Annotated in this window: 16 protein-coding genes; 10 read left to right on the top strand and 6 right to left on the bottom strand. The window is 33.7% G+C overall.

The genetic code is table 11. The features are described 5' to 3' along the window. Positions 1-35 precede the first annotated feature (35 nt). The 7 genes from ASD98_RS19245 to ASD98_RS19215 all read left to right on the top strand — a co-directional run bounded on the left by ASD98_RS19245 (position 36) and on the right by ASD98_RS19215 (position 4546). Positions 36-407 carry a four helix bundle protein gene (locus ASD98_RS19245; protein WP_056207511.1) on the top strand — a complete coding sequence of 124 codons (372 nt, stop codon included), beginning with the start codon at positions 36-38 and terminating at the stop codon, positions 405-407. Between the two features lie 123 nt (positions 408-530). Then, complete coding sequence (gene hemW / locus ASD98_RS19240; RefSeq protein WP_056207509.1) at positions 531-1667, top strand: radical SAM family heme chaperone HemW; 1137 nt, start codon at positions 531-533, stop codon at positions 1665-1667. A gap of 78 nt (positions 1668-1745) precedes the next feature. Next, on the top strand, positions 1746-2516 hold the full coding sequence (locus tag ASD98_RS19235) for a cyclase family protein (protein ID WP_056207507.1): 771 nt from the start codon (positions 1746-1748) through the stop codon (positions 2514-2516). 121 nt (positions 2517-2637) lie between these two features. Continuing rightward, positions 2638-3036, top strand: coding sequence for a GNAT family N-acetyltransferase (locus ASD98_RS19230; protein WP_053469965.1), 399 nt, complete (start codon positions 2638-2640; stop codon positions 3034-3036). After that, positions 3036-3386: a DUF4260 domain-containing protein gene (locus tag ASD98_RS19225; protein WP_056207505.1), complete on the top strand. Its 351-nt coding sequence runs from the start codon at positions 3036-3038 to the stop codon at positions 3384-3386. The genes ASD98_RS19230 and ASD98_RS19225 overlap by 1 nt, the downstream gene beginning before the upstream one ends. A gap of 8 nt (positions 3387-3394) precedes the next feature. Next, the gene (locus ASD98_RS19220; RefSeq protein WP_056207503.1) at positions 3395-3766 is read left to right on the top strand and encodes an MmcQ/YjbR family DNA-binding protein; all 372 of its coding nucleotides are present in this window, start codon (positions 3395-3397) and stop codon (positions 3764-3766) included. Between the two features lie 72 nt (positions 3767-3838). After that, the gene (locus ASD98_RS19215; RefSeq protein ID WP_056207501.1) at positions 3839-4546 is read left to right on the top strand and encodes a PH domain-containing protein; all 708 of its coding nucleotides are present in this window, start codon (positions 3839-3841) and stop codon (positions 4544-4546) included. Positions 4547-4679: 133 nt separating this feature from the next. Here the strand turns inward: ASD98_RS19215 and ASD98_RS19210 are convergent, their stop codons facing one another. After that, positions 4680-5780 (bottom strand): DUF4407 domain-containing protein, encoded by a 1101-nt coding sequence (locus ASD98_RS19210; RefSeq protein WP_056207500.1) that lies wholly within the window; start codon positions 5778-5780, stop codon positions 4680-4682. Between the two features lie 232 nt (positions 5781-6012). On the opposite strand from ASD98_RS19210, the gene ASD98_RS19205 reads away from it, so the two are divergent. Both ASD98_RS19205 and ASD98_RS19200 read left to right on the top strand, forming a co-directional pair. Continuing rightward, the gene (locus tag ASD98_RS19205) at positions 6013-8823 is read left to right on the top strand and encodes a TonB-dependent receptor (RefSeq protein WP_056207498.1); all 2811 of its coding nucleotides are present in this window, start codon (positions 6013-6015) and stop codon (positions 8821-8823) included. 75 nt (positions 8824-8898) lie between these two features. Beyond that, positions 8899-9957, top strand: a complete 1059-nt coding sequence (locus ASD98_RS19200; RefSeq protein WP_056207497.1) for a phytase — start codon at positions 8899-8901, stop codon at positions 9955-9957. Between the two features lie 223 nt (positions 9958-10180). Here ASD98_RS19200 and pckA read toward each other — a convergent pair whose 3' ends face one another. Together pckA and ASD98_RS19190 are read right to left on the bottom strand one after the other, a co-directional pair. Beyond that, positions 10181-11785, bottom strand: coding sequence for a phosphoenolpyruvate carboxykinase (ATP) (gene pckA / locus ASD98_RS19195; RefSeq protein WP_056207494.1), 1605 nt, complete (start codon positions 11783-11785; stop codon positions 10181-10183). A gap of 203 nt (positions 11786-11988) precedes the next feature. Continuing rightward, positions 11989-12375 carry a DUF423 domain-containing protein gene (locus tag ASD98_RS19190; RefSeq protein ID WP_056207492.1) on the bottom strand — a complete coding sequence of 129 codons (387 nt, stop codon included), beginning with the start codon at positions 12373-12375 and terminating at the stop codon, positions 11989-11991. 186 nt (positions 12376-12561) lie between these two features. Here ASD98_RS19190 and ASD98_RS19185 point away from each other — a divergent pair, with 186 nt between their 5' ends. Next, entirely contained in the window at positions 12562-13926 is a 1365-nt protein-coding gene (locus tag ASD98_RS19185) for a saccharopine dehydrogenase family protein (protein ID WP_056207490.1), read from the top strand. A 125-nt stretch (positions 13927-14051) separates the two neighbouring features. Here the strand turns inward: ASD98_RS19185 and ASD98_RS19180 are convergent, their stop codons facing one another. The 3 genes from ASD98_RS19180 to ASD98_RS19170 form a co-directional block, all read right to left on the bottom strand. Further along, on the bottom strand, positions 14052-15467 hold the full coding sequence (locus ASD98_RS19180) for an N-acetylmuramoyl-L-alanine amidase (RefSeq protein WP_082577898.1): 1416 nt from the start codon (positions 15465-15467) through the stop codon (positions 14052-14054). Then, on the bottom strand, positions 15464-15835 hold the full coding sequence (locus ASD98_RS19175) for a BlaI/MecI/CopY family transcriptional regulator (protein ID WP_056207485.1): 372 nt from the start codon (positions 15833-15835) through the stop codon (positions 15464-15466). The genes ASD98_RS19180 and ASD98_RS19175 overlap by 4 nt, the downstream gene beginning before the upstream one ends. Positions 15836-16285: 450 nt before the next feature. Then, on the bottom strand, positions 16286-17674 hold the full coding sequence (locus ASD98_RS19170; protein ID WP_056207484.1) for a dipeptidase: 1389 nt from the start codon (positions 17672-17674) through the stop codon (positions 16286-16288). Positions 17675-17761 lie beyond the last annotated feature (87 nt).

Genomic DNA, 17761 nt, shown 5'->3' with positions numbered 1-17761 from the left:
TTCTTACAAAAATTTCGTTTTGGATAAAAAACATAATGAGATTTCAAGATTTATTAGCTTACAAAAAATCTTTTTCCTTAGCGATGAAGATATTTAATATTACAAAACAGTTTCCAAAAGAGGAAACTTATTCATTAACCGATCAAATTAGACGTTCGTCTAGAAGTGTTACAGTTACGATTGCTGAAGCTTACAGAAAACGAATTTATCCGAAACATTTTTATAGCAAATTAACCGATTCTGATGGTGAAAATTCTGAAACACAAACTTGGCTGGAATTTGCCCTCGCCTGTAAATATATCTCAAACGAATCCTATAATGAGCTTTTATCCGAAAGTATTGAAATAGGTAAATTATTAAATTATATGCTTTTAAACCCAGAGAAGTTTGGAGTCAGGAAAGAGTAATCAGTGGTCAGTTTTTTAGTGGTCAGTCTCTAAAAAAGCTGATCACTAAAAAACTGAACACTAAATACTAAAATCTGAACACTAAAAAACTGAACACTAAATACTAAAATCTGAACACTAAAAATGAGCGGCATCTACATCCATATTCCATTCTGCAAGCAGGCTTGCCATTATTGCGACTTTCATTTTTCGACTTCGATGAAAAAGAAAGACGAAATGGTTTTGGCTTTAGCCAAAGAAATTGCCATGCGCAAAAATGAATTCACAAATGAGAATGTAGAAACGATATATTTTGGAGGCGGAACACCGTCAGTACTGACCAATGAAGAAATAAACTTTTTGATTTCAGAAGTTTATAAAAACTATACCGTTTCAGAAAATTCTGAAATTACGCTCGAAGCAAATCCTGATGATTTGTCTGCCGAGCGAATTCTGGAATTATCAAAAAGCCCTATAAATAGATTAAGTATTGGAATTCAGTCTTTTTATGAAGAAGATTTGCAGCTGATGAACCGCGCTCATAATTCGGCGGAAGCCAAAAAATGTTTAGAAGAAGCGACAAAGTATTTTGATAATATTTCGCTTGATTTGATTTACGGGATTCCGGGAATGAGCGATGAAATGTGGAAACAAAATATCGAAACAGCTTTGAGTTTTGGTATTCCGCATATTTCGAGTTATGCTTTGACGGTTGAACCAAAAACAGCTTTAAGCAAATTAATTCAAACCGGAAAAATTGCGGAACCGCAAGACGAAGCAACTTCGAATCATTTTATGATTTTGGTTGAAACGCTTCAGAAAAATGGTTTTATTCATTATGAGTTATCCAATTTTGGGAAAGAGAATTATTTCTCCAAAAACAATTCGGCTTATTGGCTAGGCAAAAAATATATCGGAATCGGGCCTTCTGCACATAGTTATGACGGCGAAAAAAGAGGCTGGAATATTGCAAATAATTCATTGTATTTAAAAGCAATTCAAAACAATGAACTTCCAATAGAAACTGAAGTTTTAACCGTTTCAGATCGTTATAATGAATATATCATGACGGGTTTACGAACGATTTGGGGCGTTTCTCTAGAAAGAATTGAAAAGGAATTTGGTTTGGAATATTTAAATTATCTGAAAAAACAAGCTCAGAAATTTTTAAACGACGATTTGCTTTCAATCGAAAATAACATTCTAAAACCAACTCCAAAAGGAAAATTTTTAACGGATGGAATTGCTTCAGATTTATTTTATCTAAATTTGGAAGACTAAAATTAGCCACGAAGGCACAAAGGCGCAAATCAATCAAACTTTGTGACTTAGCGTCTTTGCGGCATAAAACCTAAACTTGTGTTAGCCAAAATCAACAACTTCGAAATCGACTTATCAAAACCTATTGATATCTCTATTCCATTAACAAATACAGACGAAAACCCTATTGCCTGGTACATTGAAAAACCGGTAATTGAACCCGTAGTTTTTGGCGATTGGATTGGGAAAGTTTCGGAAGGAAAATCATCTACGAATTTTAATAATATCTTCTTCAATCCGCATGGGCATGGAACACATACGGAGTGTTTAGGGCATATTACAAATGATTTTTATAGCATTAATCAATCGCTTAAGCAGTTTTTCTTTTTTGCTAAATTGATTACGGTTGAGCCTGAAAAAATTGGAGATGATTTTGTGATAACTAAAAATCAAGTTCAAAAAGCAATGAGCACTTCGACTTCGCTCAGTGTGACAAAATCGGAAGCAATTATCATTCGAACGCTTCCAAATCAAAAGGAAAAAAAATCAAGGAAATATTCGAATACAAATCCGCCTTATTTGTCTGAAGAAGCTGCGATTTTCATCCGCGAAAGCGAAATTCAGCATTTACTGATCGATTTACCAAGTGTTGATAAAGAACATGACGAAGGAAAATTATTGGCTCATAAAGCGTTTTGGAATGTAAAAGACACGCATAATCTAAATAATGATGCAAGATTGAATGCGACAATTACCGAAATGATTTATGTTCCAGACGAAATTGAAGATGGAAATTACATACTAAACCTGCAAATCGCTTCGTTTGAAAACGATGCAAGCCCATCAAAACCTATTTTATATAAGATTTAAAAGTTTGCCACCAATTTCACTAATTTACACTAATTTTTATATGCTTGAAGTGAAAAATTAATTCGTGAAAATTCGTGTAATTCGTGGCAAAAAAATCTGAACTCTAAAATCTAAAATTAAAATGATAACCGTTTCTACAGATAAAACCAAACTTGACGTTCCGTTTATACAAAACTTTTTAAAAGACATTTATTGGGCAGCGGGACGAACTATTGAGGAAGTACAAACCACAATTGATGCTTCGATTTGTTTTGGAATTTATTTAAATGACAAACAAATTGGCTTTGCGCGCGTGATTACCGATTATGTTGTTTTTGCTTATTTAATGGATGTTTTTATAACCGAAGAACATCGCGGAAAAGGATATTCGTCGATTTTAATTGAAACGATGATGAATGAACCTCAACTTAAAGATGTCAAAATTTGGAGACTGGCGACAAGTGATGCTCACTTTTTATACGAGAAATTTGGATTTACAAAACTGAATCATCCAGAAAAAATGATGGAAAAAATAGTATGATGAACACAATTATTAAACTCGAAGAAACGGCTTTATTTATTCTAGGAATATTTCTTTTCAACCGTTTAAATTACGATTGGTGGTGGTTTTTAGTTTTAATATTGGCTCCGGATTTGGCTATGATTGGCTATGTGTTTGGAAATAAAATGGGCGCATTTCTCTATAACCTCTTTCACCATAAAGGAATTGCACTTTTAATTTATGCTTTAGGATATTATTTAAGTATTGAAAGCATTCAATTAGCCGGAATTATTTTATTTTCACATTCGGCAATGGATCGAATTTTTGGTTACGGATTAAAATATGAAAAGGGCTTTAAATACACACATTTAGGTGAAATTGGTAAATAATAAATGATATGAATTTAGATACGTTTTACGAATATTGTCTTTCAAAAAAAGGCGTGAGTGAACATTTTCCTTTTGATGAAGATACTTTAGTTTTTAAAGTTGGCGGCAAAATGTTTGCATTATCCTCTTTATCTCAATGGGAAAAAAATGAGGCTTCGGTCAATTTAAAATGTGATCCAGACCGCGCACAGGAACTCAGAGCCGAATATGACGAGATAAAACCGGGATTTCATATGAGTAAAGTGCATTGGAATACGGTTGCATTAAATGGAAATCTTCCGGATAAATTTGTCAAAGAATTGATAGATCATTCGTATGAATTGGTTTTCAAAAGTTTGACAAAGAAAATTCAGAATGAAATTATCGAATTAGAAAATTAGGCATTACATTTGCACGGTAAGAAAAAAAACTTAGCAACTTAGTTACTATATAACTTAGCAACTTATACAACCATGAAAGAACAATTTAAAAAATTTCTAAACGAAGAACAAGATCCAAAAGCGATTGAAAAAATCACTTCGAAACTTACCGATTTATTAATGAAAGGTGAAGAAGTTGGATACATCGCAGTGCAAAAAAAGCCTGCAATTACTGTTTTTCCTGATAGTATTGTATTAACAAACAAACGTATCATTATCTGTAAACCTAAAAATTTAGGTCTTTCTATGGATTTTACAGATTATACCTGGGATGATATTGCGAGTACTTTTGTAAAAGAAAATATCTTAGGTTCTGAATTTTCATTTGGCACAAAAACAGATTTAGCTGTTTCTATTGATTATATTCCGAAAATTCAGGCCAGAAAAATTTACACTTACGCTAAAGAACAATTGGATTTATTGAAAAATCCAGTTTCAACAGGAGCACCTGTTCAGGAAGTTGTTGAACCTGTTTTTGAAGAGGAAACAGAAGAAGTTGAAGAAGTTGAAACAGAAGAAGTAACAAATTTTGCTGAAATTTTACCAGCAGCTCCAGTATATACTGAGACTTTTGAACCAATTCAGCCAGTACAGCCTTCAACCGGCGATCGTAAATTAAGCGAATTATCGAAAGAGGAACTTTTTGATAAATTACAGAATTACAAAAAACTTCTTGACAATGGTTTGATTATGCAGGGAGAATACGATACTTATAAAAAAGAAATTTTAAGCTATATGTAAGTCTTAAAGTCAAAAGTCGAAAGTCTTAAAGGTTTTGACTTTGTCTAAAATAAAAAGCCAGAAATAGAAAATTCTATTTCTGGCTTTTACTTTTTTATATGACTTTAAGACTTTCGGCTTTCCAACTTTCGACTTATAAAGTCGCTTTCTGTTTGTCTAAAAAGTTATGTGACTGCAATTCTAATAGCTCCTTTGCATTTTTTCGCTGCAGATCATAAAGACTTTTGTCTTCTGCAATATCTGCATAAACTTTATCATGCATTTCGGCGCTGGTTTTAACCAATAATTCACGTTGGTATTTATTTTGTGCCAATGTTGCTTTCATTGCTGTTTCGGCTTCTTCTTGTTTAAAGTCAAATTCACCTTTTGGCGCTAATAATTTAGCAATAATTGGAGACGTTTCGATCGCCAGGAACAATAACATTATGAAAAACGACGGAAGCCACGGCAGTTTGTTTAACGCATTTATACGAGCCATTAATCCGTCGAAACCTTCGATGATAGGCTGTGTCTGCGAAACTTTTTTATCTAAATCGGCTTGAAGTTGTTTACCTGCTTTTTCTTTCTCCGCAATTTTTGCTTCGTTTGTTGTTTTTAAAGCTGCAAATTCTTTTAAAGACGCATCGTGCTTTTCGCGTTTTTCTTTATAAACAGGGCCTTTTCCAAGTTTCTTAGTTCCTGCGGTTCCTTCAGCTTCTGTAATATAAGTTGAATACAAAGCATTTACTTCTTTCTCTTTCTTTAGAATATCTGCTTTTAGAGCTGCGATTTCTGCTTTATTTTTATCTAAATCTGTTTTGAAATAGGTACCAATTTGCTTTTTATTCGCCAATTCCATTTCGTTTTTCTCTTTCAATAAAACGGTATTGATTTCTTTTTCGAAAATTTTAATTTCCAAAGGTTTCGAAATTACAATAGCAATAATAATAGCAAGCATAATTCTGGGAGTCGCCTGCAGGAATTCATCCATAAAACGATCCCTCTTTTTAATTGTAGAAACGATAAATCGGTCCAGGTTAAAAATTAGTAAACTCCATACAAATCCAAAAATTAAAGCCGGATAAATAGAGTCAAAAACGGTGAAAAGTGCATAAGCACTAGCCAGGAATGCCATTACAGCAGTAAAAAATACGGTGGCACCAATACCCACATATTTGGTTTGTTCGCCTTCTGAACATCCTTCTAATAAATCTCGGTCGGCACCGGAACAAAGGATAAAAAATTGTTTTAACATGATTGATGATTTTTGATTGTGATTGATATGGCAAATTTAACGCCAAATTTTTAATTACGATCAAAATATTCATTTGTTTTTGCTTGTGAATCAATTATTTGAAGCTTTAATGTTAGTTAAAGATTAATGAAATTGAGACAAAATTGATTAATCATAACACTATGTTAATTTTTTTCAAGGGTTTTAGTAATATAAAGATTATAGTTTCGCAACAAATCAAACTAAACACACAATGAAAAAAATCTATTTATTATTAATGTTCTTATTTTTAGCCATTTCGGGTTATGCACAAAAAGCGATAATTTCCGGAAAAGTGCTTGATGCAGACGACAAACTTCCGCTTCCGGGAGCGATGGTCCAGATTGTTGGAGAAAACAAATACACGATTTCTGATTATAATGGCCGTTTTGAATTATTAAATATTAATGTAGGAACTTATACTGTAGAAGTAAAATATATTGGATATACTTCTATAACCCATGAAATTACCGTAGAACAAGGTAAAAACAATGTTTTAGATTTTGCTCTTAAAACTTCTGGAACTGAGCTGAATGAAGTTGTAGTTGGAGACATTTTAAAAGGTCAGGCAAAAGCGCTGAATCAACAAAAAAACAATAAAAACATCGGAAACGTAATTTCGTCTGATCAAATGGGTCGTTTTCCAGATGCTAACGTTGGAGACGCTTTAAAACGTGTTCCGGGTATCACAATGCAAAATGACCAGGGTGAAGCTCGTAATATTATTATTAGAGGTTTGGCTCCGTCTTTAAACTCGGTAACTTTAAATGGAGATCGTATTCCATCTGCAGAAGGAGATAACAGAAACGTACAAATGGATTTAATTCCATCTGATATGATTTCGACTATTGAAGTAAACAAAACGCTGACTTCTGATATGGATGCTGATGCAATTGGAGGTTCTGTAAACTTAATTACAAGAGCCACCCCGAACGGTGAAAGAATTTCTGCAACACTTGCGGGAGGTTATTTACCAATACGCGAACACGCATCTTACACCGCAGGTTTTGTATACGGAAATCGTTTTTTCGATAATAAATTAGGAGCAGTTTTTAGCGGTTCTTATAATAATGTTGATTACGGATCTGATAATGTAGAAAACGAATGGGTAAAAGATGATTTTGGAAATGAATATTTACAGGCTTCAGAAATCAGAAAATACAATGTACAGCGTATTCGCCGCAGCGGTTCTATTGCTTTAGATTATAAATTTGATGAGAATAACACCATTTTTGCCAATGCAATTTACAACTGGAGAGACGATAGAGAAAACCGTTTTAGAACGACTTATGATGATATCGAACCTATTTATAATGGTGAACAAATTACAGGATTTGAAGGTCGTGTAAAACGTGAAACTAAAGGCGGACTTGACAATAATCGTAATAAAAGTAGAAGATTAGAAGATCAAAGAGTTCAAAATTATTCTATTCGCGGAGAACATTTGATCAACTCAAAATTAGATTTAGACTGGTCTGCAAATTATGCAAAAGCAAGAGAATACCGTCCGGGAGAGCGTTATATTGAATATCGCCAGACAGGTTTAGATATGACTCAAAATTTTTCTGATTTAAAATTCCCATTAGTTACAACAACTGGTGAGGCTTTAGATCAATTTGAATTTGATTCGGTTTCTGAAAATACAGACGAAACAAGCGAAAGCGAATTTGGAGCAAAAGTTAATATCCGTTTTCCATTTACAATTATTCCAGCTCAAAAAGGAAGATTGAGAACTGGTCTTAGACTTCGTTTGAAAGAAAAAGAAAGAAATAATACTTTCTTTACTTACGAGCCAATTAATGACGGAATGGGTTTATTATCTGAAATTTCAACAACTTCTTTTGATGGTAAAAACTTTAATCCGGGAACTAAATATATACCGGGAACATTTGCTTCGGCAAATTTCTTAGGAAATCTTGATTTAAACAATGCGGCCTTGTTTGATAAAGAATCAGATCCATCAGAATTTTTAGCGGTGAACTATAATGCAAAAGAAAGTATTTATGCTGCGTATGTAAGATGGGATCAGGATTTTAACGATAAACTTTCTATGGTTTTAGGTTTCCGTTTAGAGAACACTCACATCGATTATACAGGAAACCGAGTTTTGGACGAGGAAGAATTAGAAAGCAAAATCAACACTACAAACTCTTACACTAATGTATTGCCAAGTATCTCTTTTCAATATAATGCTACAAAAGATTTAGTTTTAAGAGCTGCTGCAACTACAGCTTTAGCAAGACCAAACTATTATGCATTAGCTCCTTATGTAAATAATATCGCTTCAGATAAAGAAATTACAGCCGGAAATCCAGATCTTGATGTGACCTATTCATACAATTATGATTTCATGGCCGAGAATTATTTCAAATCTGTTGGTTTGATTTCTGGAGGCGTTTTCTACAAAAGATTAAATGATTTCATTTATAATTACAGTGACAATGAATACGACAGTGTGAAATTTGCAAATGATTTCCCTAATCAGACAAATCCAATTCCGGTTGGCGAAAACTGGTCATTTTTACAATCAAGAAATGGGGATACAGTAGATGTTTATGGATTTGAAGTTGCTTTTCAACGCCAGTTAGATTTTCTTCCGGGTAAATTCTTAAAAGGTTTTGCTGTTTATTTAAACTATACGTACACAAAATCTAAAGCAAAAGGAATTGCCGATGAGGATGGAAACGAAAGAAACGATATTAGCCTTCCGGGAACAACACCACATATGTTTAACGGATCTTTGTCTTGGGAAAACAAACGCTTTTCTGCGAGAATTTCGACCAACTTTACATCTGATTATTTAGATGAATTAGGTTCAGAATCTTATAAAGACAGTTATTACGACAAACAGTTTTTCTTAGATGCAAACGCAGCTTTCAAGATTACGCCAAAACTTCGTCTTTTTGCCGAAGCCAATAACTTAACTAATCAGCCGTTGCGTTACTATCAAGGAATCGAAACGCATACGAAACAAGTAGAATATTACCAAGCCCGTTACAATTTCGGATTGAAATTAGACTTGTAATAACCCATTTATAAATTTCTTAAATTAGACAGGACTTTACCGTTCTGTCTAATTTCATTTAAAATAAAATACCTAATGAAAAACAAATCTATACTTGCTTTTATATTTTTAAGCCTTTCATTTACAGCTTGTAAAGACGATAAATTAGCGCCAATTCAACCAAATGCGGTAAAACCAACAGCGGTTACCGAAGCTTTACCTCACGATACAGATGATCCTTCAATATGGATTAATCCTGCTGATGCTACAAAAAGTATTATTGTGGGAACGGATAAAGATACAGACGGCGGTTTGTATGCTTTTGATTTGAATGGAAAAATCCTTAAAAAGTCAATTGTTTTACAACGTCCAAATAATGTTGATATCGCTTACGGATTAATTATTGACGGAAAAAAAGTAGATATAGCGGTTACAACAGAACGTGAAACCAACAAAATAAGAATTTTCAGTTTACCTGATTTAGAACCGATTGATAATGGCGGAATTCCTGTTTTTGAAGGTGATACAGAAAGCGATCCGATGGGAGTTTCTTTATACACTCGTCCAAGCGATCAGAAGATTTTTGCCATTGTGGGAAGAAAAACGGGTCCAACAGGCAGTTATTTATGGCAGTATGAACTTTCTGGAAACGGAAAATTTGCTGTTGCAAAAGTGGTTCGAAAATTTGGAACTTACAGTGGTAAAAAAGAAATTGAAGCAATTGCTGTTGATAACGAATTAGGTTTTGTTTACTATTGCGACGAACAAGTTGGCATTAGAAAATACAAAGCTGATCCTGCCTTAAACGATAATAAAGAACTGGCTTTCTTTGGTCAAAAAGATTTCAAAGCAGACCACGAAGGAATCGCGATTTACAAAAAAACAGATTCTACAGGATATATTTTAGTTTCAAACCAACAGGCAAATTCTTTTATGGTTTATCCGAGAGAAGGCGCAAAAGGAAATCCAAACCAACATACTTTATTAGCTGAAGTTCCAACGTCAACAATTGAATGTGATGGTGCTGATGTAACAAGTGTAAACTTAGGGCCAAAATACAAAAACGGACTTTTCGCAGCCATGAGCAACGGAATGACGTTTCATTATTATGCCTGGGATTTGATCCAGAAACGTATTGATGAAGGGAAGAAATAAAGTGGTCAGTGGTCAGTTTTTTAGTGATCAGTTTTTAAAATGACGCTAAATTTTGTCAGGCTGAGCGAAGTCGAAGCCCTGCAACTTAAAAGCTCTTCGACTTCGCTCAGAGTGACATTGCAACCGTACCGTGACTGAACACTAAAAAATCTGAACACTGAATACTAAAAAAAAAGCTGTTCATCACTGAACAGCTTTTTTACTTTGAATCAAATAATTCCTTTTATTCTGTAATCGGTGCGCCTGCTAAGATTTCAGCATTCGCAAATTCTTCAAACTTGGCAAAATTAGCTTTGAATTTCTGAGCTAATTCCAACGCTTTTTTATCGTATAAATCTTTGTCTTCCCACGTATTTCTAGGATTTAAAATTTCCTCTGGAACATTAGGGCAAGATTGTGGTTTTGCAATTCCAAATACTGCGTGGTTTTTGTATTCTACATTATCCAGTTCTCCGTTTAATGCAGCTGTAATCATGGCACGAGTATATTTTAGTTTCATACGGCTTCCTGTTCCGTATGCACCGCCAGTCCATCCTGTATTGATTAACCAAACTTTTACATCAGCATCTTTCATTTTTTTGCTTAACATTTCAGCATATTTTGTTGGATGCAAAGGCATGAAAGGCGCTCCAAAACAAGCAGAGAAATTTGGCTGTGGTTCTGTAACTCCAGCTTCTGTTCCGGCAACTTTTGCTGTATATCCGGAAATAAAATGGTAAGCAGCCTGCCCAGGAGTTAATCTTGAAATTGGAGGCAGAATTCCGAAAGAATCTGCTGTAAGGAAAAATATATTTTTTGGGTTATGACCAATAGAATCCGGCTGAATATTATCAATATGCGTTATTGGGTAACTTACACGTGTATTTTGAGTGATTGAAACATCGTCAAAATCAACCTCTTTAGTTCCCGGTTTGAAAACCACATTTTCTAAAAGCGCACCTTTTTTGATCGCTCTGTAAATATCCGGTTCGTTTTCTTCTGTTAAGTTGATAACTTTAGCGTAGCACCCGCCTTCAAAATTGAAAACAGTATTTTCGCCTGTCCATCCGTGTTCATCGTCTCCGATTAATTTACGTTCCGGATCTGCAGATAAAGTTGTTTTTCCTGTTCCGGATAATCCGAAGAAAATTGCTGTATCACCATTTTTACCAACATTGGCACTGCAATGCATTGGTAATGTATTTTCAAAAACCGGTAAAATGAAGTTTAAAGCAGAGAAAATTCCTTTTTTCATTTCTCCTGTATAACCAGTTCCGCCAATTAAAGCTACTTTTTTAGTAAAATCTAAAATAGCAAAGTTAGACTGACGTGTTCCATCTACAGCAGGATCTGCCATAAAACTTGGAGCACAAACAACAGTCCATTCTGGAGTAAAGTTTGCAAGTTCAGACTCTTCCGGACGTAAAAACATATTGTAACAGAACAAATTTGACCAGGCTGTTTCGGTTACAACACGAACGTTTAGTCTATAATTTGGATCTGAACAAACGTAAGCATCACGAACAAAAACCTCTTTGTCTGATAAAAACTTTGTTACCTTATTGTATAATTTCTCAAAAGCTTCTGGTGAAAACGGAATATTTACATTTCCCCACCATACTTTATCTTCTGTAATGCTGTCTTTTACAATAAAACGGTCTTGTGGAGAACGTCCTGTAAATTCACCTGTATTAATTGCCAAAGCACCTGTAGAGGCCTCAACACCTTGTCCTGACTGCACAGTTATTGCATGCAGTTCATCTGCTGATAACTGGTAACGAACCGTTGCATTTTCTATTCCTAATTCTTTTAACGAAATCGATTGCGCGAAAAGTGTGTTATTGTCCATAAATTTAATGTTGTGTGTGTTATTTTTTGGTGCAACAAAATATAATTTTACTAATTCTTAAGCGTAAAGCCCAAGTTTGCAAATTGTTATATTTTTTATCAAAGCAGATAAAAAACAATAAAAATTCACATAAGTAACGTTATATGTTAATTATGAGACAAAATTAAAGATTAATTTTTACACAGAATTTTTTTTTCTGGATTTTATGATTTTTTCCTCAAAATAGTAAGAAATAATACCGCCCAGCCAATAATTAATAAGAATCCGCCCAAAGGTGTTGCGAATACGATAATCTTAGAATCAAAAACTGTAAGACTTTTAGTAGCTAATAAATAAATAGATCCGCTAAAGAGAACAACACCAGCAACAACTAAATTATAGATTGTTTTTACGGTTTTTTCAGCGATGTCTTTTCGGGTTGAAAGAAAAAGTAAAAAAAGAGCGTGGTACATTTGGTAACGAACACCAACTTCAAAAGTGTTTAACTCCTCGACAGCCAGGTATTTCTTTAGTAAATGGGCTCCAAAAGCACCAAAAATAATGGCTAACATTCCTATAAAGGTTCCAGTTAAAACTATTCTTCTTTTCATATTTTCCAGACTTTTAATTTGAAACAAAAATACTTCATCCTATTCAATTTTCTTTTTAGTTTTTAAAATATTTAAGCTCCAAAAAAGATTTTTTTGTTCGATTTACGAATTAAATAATTATCATTTTTTAAATTAAATTTGTTATATTTATAACATTTTAATATGTTTGTGTTAAATATTAGAGTTATGAGAAGCGTTTTAATAATTGGAGCCGGCAGATCAGCATCTTCGCTGATTCGTTACTTACTTTCAAAATCAGAAACAGAAAACCTGCATCTTGTTGTTGCCGATTTGTCTTTGGCTTTAGCCGAGAAAAAAACACAAAAACATCCAAATGCAACTCCAATTGCTTTAGATATTTTTAATACCCAAGAAAGACGTGCTGCCATAGAAAAAGCTTCGATTGTTATTTCGATGCTTCCGGCACATTTACATATTGAAATTGCAAAAGATTGTCTGCAGTTCAAAAAACATCTTGTAACGGCATCTTATATAAGTGATGCTATGCAGGCTCTTGATGATGAAGCCAAAAAAAACAACCTGATTTTCATGAACGAAATTGGTCTTGATCCCGGAATCGACCATATGAGTGCCATGAAAGTTATTGACGAAATCAGATCAAAAGGCGGTAATATGTTATTGTTCGAATCGTTTTGCGGTGGTTTAGTTGCTCCCGAATGTGATAATAATTTATGGAATTATAAATTTACCTGGGCACCAAGAAATGTAGTTTTGGCCGGACAAGGCGGAGCTGCAAAATTTATACAGGAAGGTACTTATAAATATATTCCGTACAGCGCGTTATTTCGCCGGACAGAGTTTCTCGAAGTCGAAGGTTACGGAAAATTTGAAGCGTATTCTAACCGTGATTCGCTTAAATACAGATCCATTTACGGACTTGATGATGTCCTGACCTTATATAGAGGAACAATTAGAAGAGTTGGATTTTCTAAAGCATGGAATATGTTCGTACAATTAGGAATGACGGATGACAGTTATGCTATCGAAGATTCTGAAAACATGAGTTATCGCCAATTCATGAACTCATTTCTACCTTATCATCCAACAGATTCTGTCGAAATTAAAACCCGTTTTATTCTTAAAATCGATCAGGATGATATTATGTGGGATAAACTTTTAGAATTGGATTTATTCAACCCAAGCAAAAAAGTAAATTTGCCAAATGCCACTCCCGCTCAAATTTTAGAAAAAATCTTAACTGACAGCTGGGCTCTTGAACCAGATGATAAAGATATGATCGTGATGTATCATAAATTTGGTTATGAACTAAACGGCGAGAAAAAACAAATCGATTCAAAAATGGTTTGTATTGGCGACGATCAAACTTATACGGCGATGGCAAAAACAGTCGGCCTTCCGGTTGCAATGGCAACTTTGCTTATTTTAAACGGAAAAATCACAACTCCAGGCGTTCAGCTTCCAATAAAAAAAGAAGTTTACGAACCAATATTAAAGGAATTAGAAGAGTACGGCGTTATTTTTAACGAACTGGCTGTGCCTTATTTTGGATACAATCCGGATTTATTTTAATCCGGATCTCACTTTTTATTTTTAGAATTTTTTTTAGTTTATTTTTCCGCTTCCAGATTTTCTGAAAGCGGATTTTTTTATTTTTAGTCTTAAAGGGACAGCGCTGTAGGCTTCTTGACAAACGTTTATATTTTTATGAATTCTATGATTTTATTTGCAATTTCATTTTGTCCATTTTCGCTAATCAGATAATTTCTATCATTTTCATTTGTCAAATAGCCAATTTCTACTAATAATGCAGGACATTTTGAGTTTTTAAGCACAAAGTAATTTGCATCTTTAACCTCACCTTTGGCAAGCTTTTCATTTGAGATTTTATCAACTAAATTTTCAGCCTTTTCCTTTGATTCTTCATAAAAACCATTTTGTTTTGAAACATACGCATTTACCCCGTTTTCATTCAAATTTTCTGAGCTATTTACATGTAAAGAAATGACCAAACTTGGGTTTATTTTGTTTATTTTCGATACTCTTTCACTTAATTGAATAAAACTGTCATCTTTTCTAAGCAAAATAATTTCAATTTCATCTTTACCATTCAATACCTTTATTTTATTGGCAATATTTTCTACAATTTTCTTTTCTTGCCCGGCACCAATCTGCGCTCCAATATCTTCTCCTCCATGTCCGGCATCAATTACTATAGTTTTTTTGCCACTTAATGGCAATGGCTTAAAAGCTAATATCAAAAAGATTGTTAAAAGGCCAAAAACAGCTAAAGACTGCATCATTAGGGATTTTGTTTTTGAAGTGATTTTTGTCATCATAATAAGTCGTTTTTTTGTTGATAAAAAATTTAAATTACTAGTCAAATAAATGGGTTTGGAAATGTTGAATTTGTTGAGCAAAAGGTTCTGATATAAATAAACATCATGATGCGCTGCTATTACATTTTCATCTGCCAAAAACTCATGATTAAGCTGAATGGCTTTTTTATAAAAAATAAAGATTGGATTGAACCAAAATAACGTTTTCAAAACTTCTATAAAAATCACATCAAGAGTATGTTTTTGCTTTACATGGGCAATTTCATGCGTAAACAATTCTTGTTCTATTAGTCCATTTTCAAAATCATTTTGATTCATGTAAATGGAATTCCAAAACGAATAAGGCAATGTTTTCTCTAAGAGTAAAACCATTCTTATATTTTGATACACAATGATTTTAGATACTTTAGCCTTAGATGTGATTTTATAAATATTTTGAACAAACCGATAACTTAGTATTAAAGTAATTAAGCCATAAATTATCCATAATAGAGAAAGCCAGTAATTGGTTTGTTCATCTTTGTTTATATCTATCAATTCTGTTTGAATTGGAAGATGGCCTGTATTAGTCGAAAACGGAATTGCATTATTGTATACAATAGGAATATCTTGTTGAATTTCAAAAGACATGAAAGGAACCACTATTGAAAACAATAAACTGACTAATAAAAAATACCTGTTGAAGCGAAACATTTTTTCTTTTTGCAAGAGCAAAAGATATACAGCCAAAAGAACGCTTAAACTAACTGTCGATTTTATTAGAAAGTCTGTCATTTTTTCTTTTTTTGAATTTCTGAATCGATTATTTTTCTAAGATCTTCTAATTCTGAAGCCGACAAATTGGTTTCGGTCGTAAAAAAAGAAGCAAACTGCGAAGCTGAATTATTAAAGAAATTGCTAATAAGTCCTTTTACATGTTTTGAGAAATAATCCGTTTTTTTAACCAAAGGATAATATTCTCTCGAATTTCCAAATTCATTATAAGCAACAAATTTTTTATCGATCATTCGTTTTAAAAGCGTTGCTACGGTTGTTGTTGCCGGTTTTGGTTTTGGATACGCTTCAAGTAAATCTTTCATAAAAGCCTTTTCAAGCTTCCAAAGATGTTCCATTAATTGTTCTTCTGAGTTTGATAGCTGCATATTTTTAAGGTTCTAAGATTCTGAGTTGCTAAGGTTCTAAGTTTTTTTTCTCTTAGGGTTTAAACAATCCTTTACTGTTCTACATTTATAGATTTTATTCTACAAATGTAGAGTTAAAATTTTAATATGCAAATTTATTTAGAATAAATTTATTTTAAGTCACACAAAAACAAAGCTTTAAGGATATTTTTTTTAATTACCTCTAGCTTTAGCTGGAGGTGTAGAAGGAACTCAAGAGAAAAGGCTTTAGCCAAATTTGTATTGTATTTAATTAAAACAAAATCCCTAATAGTTCGGCTAAAGCCAATGCTAATCTCTTTTAAAACCCCCAGCTAAAACTGGAGGCAATTGAAAAAATATTTCTTTGCACAAAAAAAATCCGCTCATTTCTGAACGGATTCTATATCTAAAAAAATCTTAGTGTCTTAGCGCCATCGCGGCAAAAACACCTTATTTACTCAATTCCACAAAATACTTATAAAACAATGGAATAGTTTCAATTCCCTTCAAGTAATTAAAGATTCCAAAATGTTCATTTGGCGAGTGAATAGCATCGCTGTCCAAACCAAATCCCATTAAAATCGTTTTGCTTTTTAATTCCTTTTCAAACAAAGCCACAATTGGAATACTTCCTCCAGAACGAACCGGAATTGCAGGAACTCCAAATGTTTCTGTATATGCTTTATTTGCCGCCTGATACCCAATGCTGTCAATTGGCGTAACGTAACCTTGTCCACCGTGGTGAGGCGTCACTTTTACCGTAACTCCAGCCGGAGCAATATTTGTAAAATGTTTTGTGAAAAGTTCTGTAATCTCAACCCAATCCTGATTTGGAACCAAACGCATCGAGATTTTAGCAAAAGCTTTACTCGCAATAACCGTTTTTGCACCTTCGCCAGTATAACCGCCCCAGATTCCGTTTACGTCTAAAGTTGGACGGATTGAGTTGCGCTCGTTTGTTACATAACCTTTTTCGCCGTAAACATCTGCGATGTTTAAAGCATTCTTATATTTTTCTAAACTAAAAGGCGCTTTTGCCATTTCAGCTCTTTCTTCTGCAGATAATTCCTGAACTTTATCGTAGAATCCCGGAATCGTAATATGATTGTCTTCATCGTGAAGAGAAGCAATCATTTTTGCCAAAATATTAATTGGGTTCGCAACAGCTCCACCGTATAAACCAGAATGCAAATCGCGGTTCGGACCTGTAACTTCAACCTCAACATAACTCAAACCTCTTAAACCTGTCGTGATCGATGGTTGTTGATTAGAGATCATTCCCGTATCAGAAATCAGGATAACGTCATTTTTCAGTTTTTCCTGATTGCGTTCTACGAACCAGGCCAAACTTGCCGAACCAACTTCTTCTTCACCTTCGATCATGAATTTTACGTTACAAGGCAAATTATTAGTTTGTACCATATATTCAAGCGCTTTTACGTGCATGTACATCTGACCTTTGTCGTCACATGCTCCACGTGCGAAGATTGCGCCTTCTGGGTGAATATCTGTAGTTTTTATAACCGGTTCAAATGGTGGTGAAGTCCATAATTCTAATGGATCTGGCGGCTGAACATCGTAGTGTCCGTAAACTAAAACTGTTGGAAGATTTGGGTCGATTATTTTTTCTCCATAAATAATTGGATAACCCGGAGTATCGCAAACTTCAACTAAATCGCAGCCTGCTTTTGATAAACTTTCTTTTACAGCCTCTGCTGTATCAATAACATCTTGTGAATATGCAGTGTCGGCACTTACCGACGGAATCTTTAATAATTCGATCAATTCATTGATAAATCGATCTTTATGTTGTTGAACGTAGGACTTAATATTTTCCATTTAAATAATTTTTATAGAAACCCAAAAGTACAAAAAAGAGAATTAATATTTTTTTTGAAATTTTTCTTTGAATATTCGAAAGTATGC

This window comes from Flavobacterium sp. Root186 (genome assembly GCF_001428525.1).
Taxonomy (GTDB): domain Bacteria; phylum Bacteroidota; class Bacteroidia; order Flavobacteriales; family Flavobacteriaceae; genus Flavobacterium.
The sequence above is the reverse complement of the archived record's forward strand: the minus strand, read 5'-3'. Positions and strand labels throughout refer to the sequence as shown.

What these genes read in the sequence shown, in the direction of transcription:
- ASD98_RS19220 (WP_056207503.1), top strand. Translation starts at nt 3,395, where the DNA reads ATGAATTTAGATACGTTTTACGAATATTGTCTTTCAAAAAAAGGCGTG.
- ASD98_RS19210 (WP_056207500.1), bottom strand. Translation starts at nt 5,780, where the DNA reads ATGTTAAAACAATTTTTTATCCTTTGTTCCGGTGCCGACCGAGATTTA.
- ASD98_RS19205 (WP_056207498.1), top strand. Translation starts at nt 6,013, where the DNA reads ATGAAAAAAATCTATTTATTATTAATGTTCTTATTTTTAGCCATTTCG.
- ASD98_RS19185 (WP_056207490.1), top strand. Translation starts at nt 12,562, where the DNA reads ATGAGAAGCGTTTTAATAATTGGAGCCGGCAGATCAGCATCTTCGCTG.
- ASD98_RS19215 (WP_056207501.1), top strand. Translation starts at nt 3,839, where the DNA reads ATGAAAGAACAATTTAAAAAATTTCTAAACGAAGAACAAGATCCAAAA.
- ASD98_RS19170 (WP_056207484.1), bottom strand. Translation starts at nt 17,674, where the DNA reads ATGGAAAATATTAAGTCCTACGTTCAACAACATAAAGATCGATTTATC.
- pckA (WP_056207494.1), bottom strand. Translation starts at nt 11,785, where the DNA reads ATGGACAATAACACACTTTTCGCGCAATCGATTTCGTTAAAAGAATTA.
- hemW (WP_056207509.1), top strand. Translation starts at nt 531, where the DNA reads ATGAGCGGCATCTACATCCATATTCCATTCTGCAAGCAGGCTTGCCAT.
- ASD98_RS19190 (WP_056207492.1), bottom strand. Translation starts at nt 12,375, where the DNA reads ATGAAAAGAAGAATAGTTTTAACTGGAACCTTTATAGGAATGTTAGCC.
- ASD98_RS19230 (WP_053469965.1), top strand. Translation starts at nt 2,638, where the DNA reads ATGATAACCGTTTCTACAGATAAAACCAAACTTGACGTTCCGTTTATA.
- ASD98_RS19175 (WP_056207485.1), bottom strand. Translation starts at nt 15,835, where the DNA reads ATGCAGCTATCAAACTCAGAAGAACAATTAATGGAACATCTTTGGAAG.
- ASD98_RS19180 (WP_082577898.1), bottom strand. Translation starts at nt 15,467, where the DNA reads ATGACAGACTTTCTAATAAAATCGACAGTTAGTTTAAGCGTTCTTTTG.
- ASD98_RS19200 (WP_056207497.1), top strand. Translation starts at nt 8,899, where the DNA reads ATGAAAAACAAATCTATACTTGCTTTTATATTTTTAAGCCTTTCATTT.
- ASD98_RS19225 (WP_056207505.1), top strand. Translation starts at nt 3,036, where the DNA reads ATGAACACAATTATTAAACTCGAAGAAACGGCTTTATTTATTCTAGGA.
- ASD98_RS19245 (WP_056207511.1), top strand. Translation starts at nt 36, where the DNA reads ATGAGATTTCAAGATTTATTAGCTTACAAAAAATCTTTTTCCTTAGCG.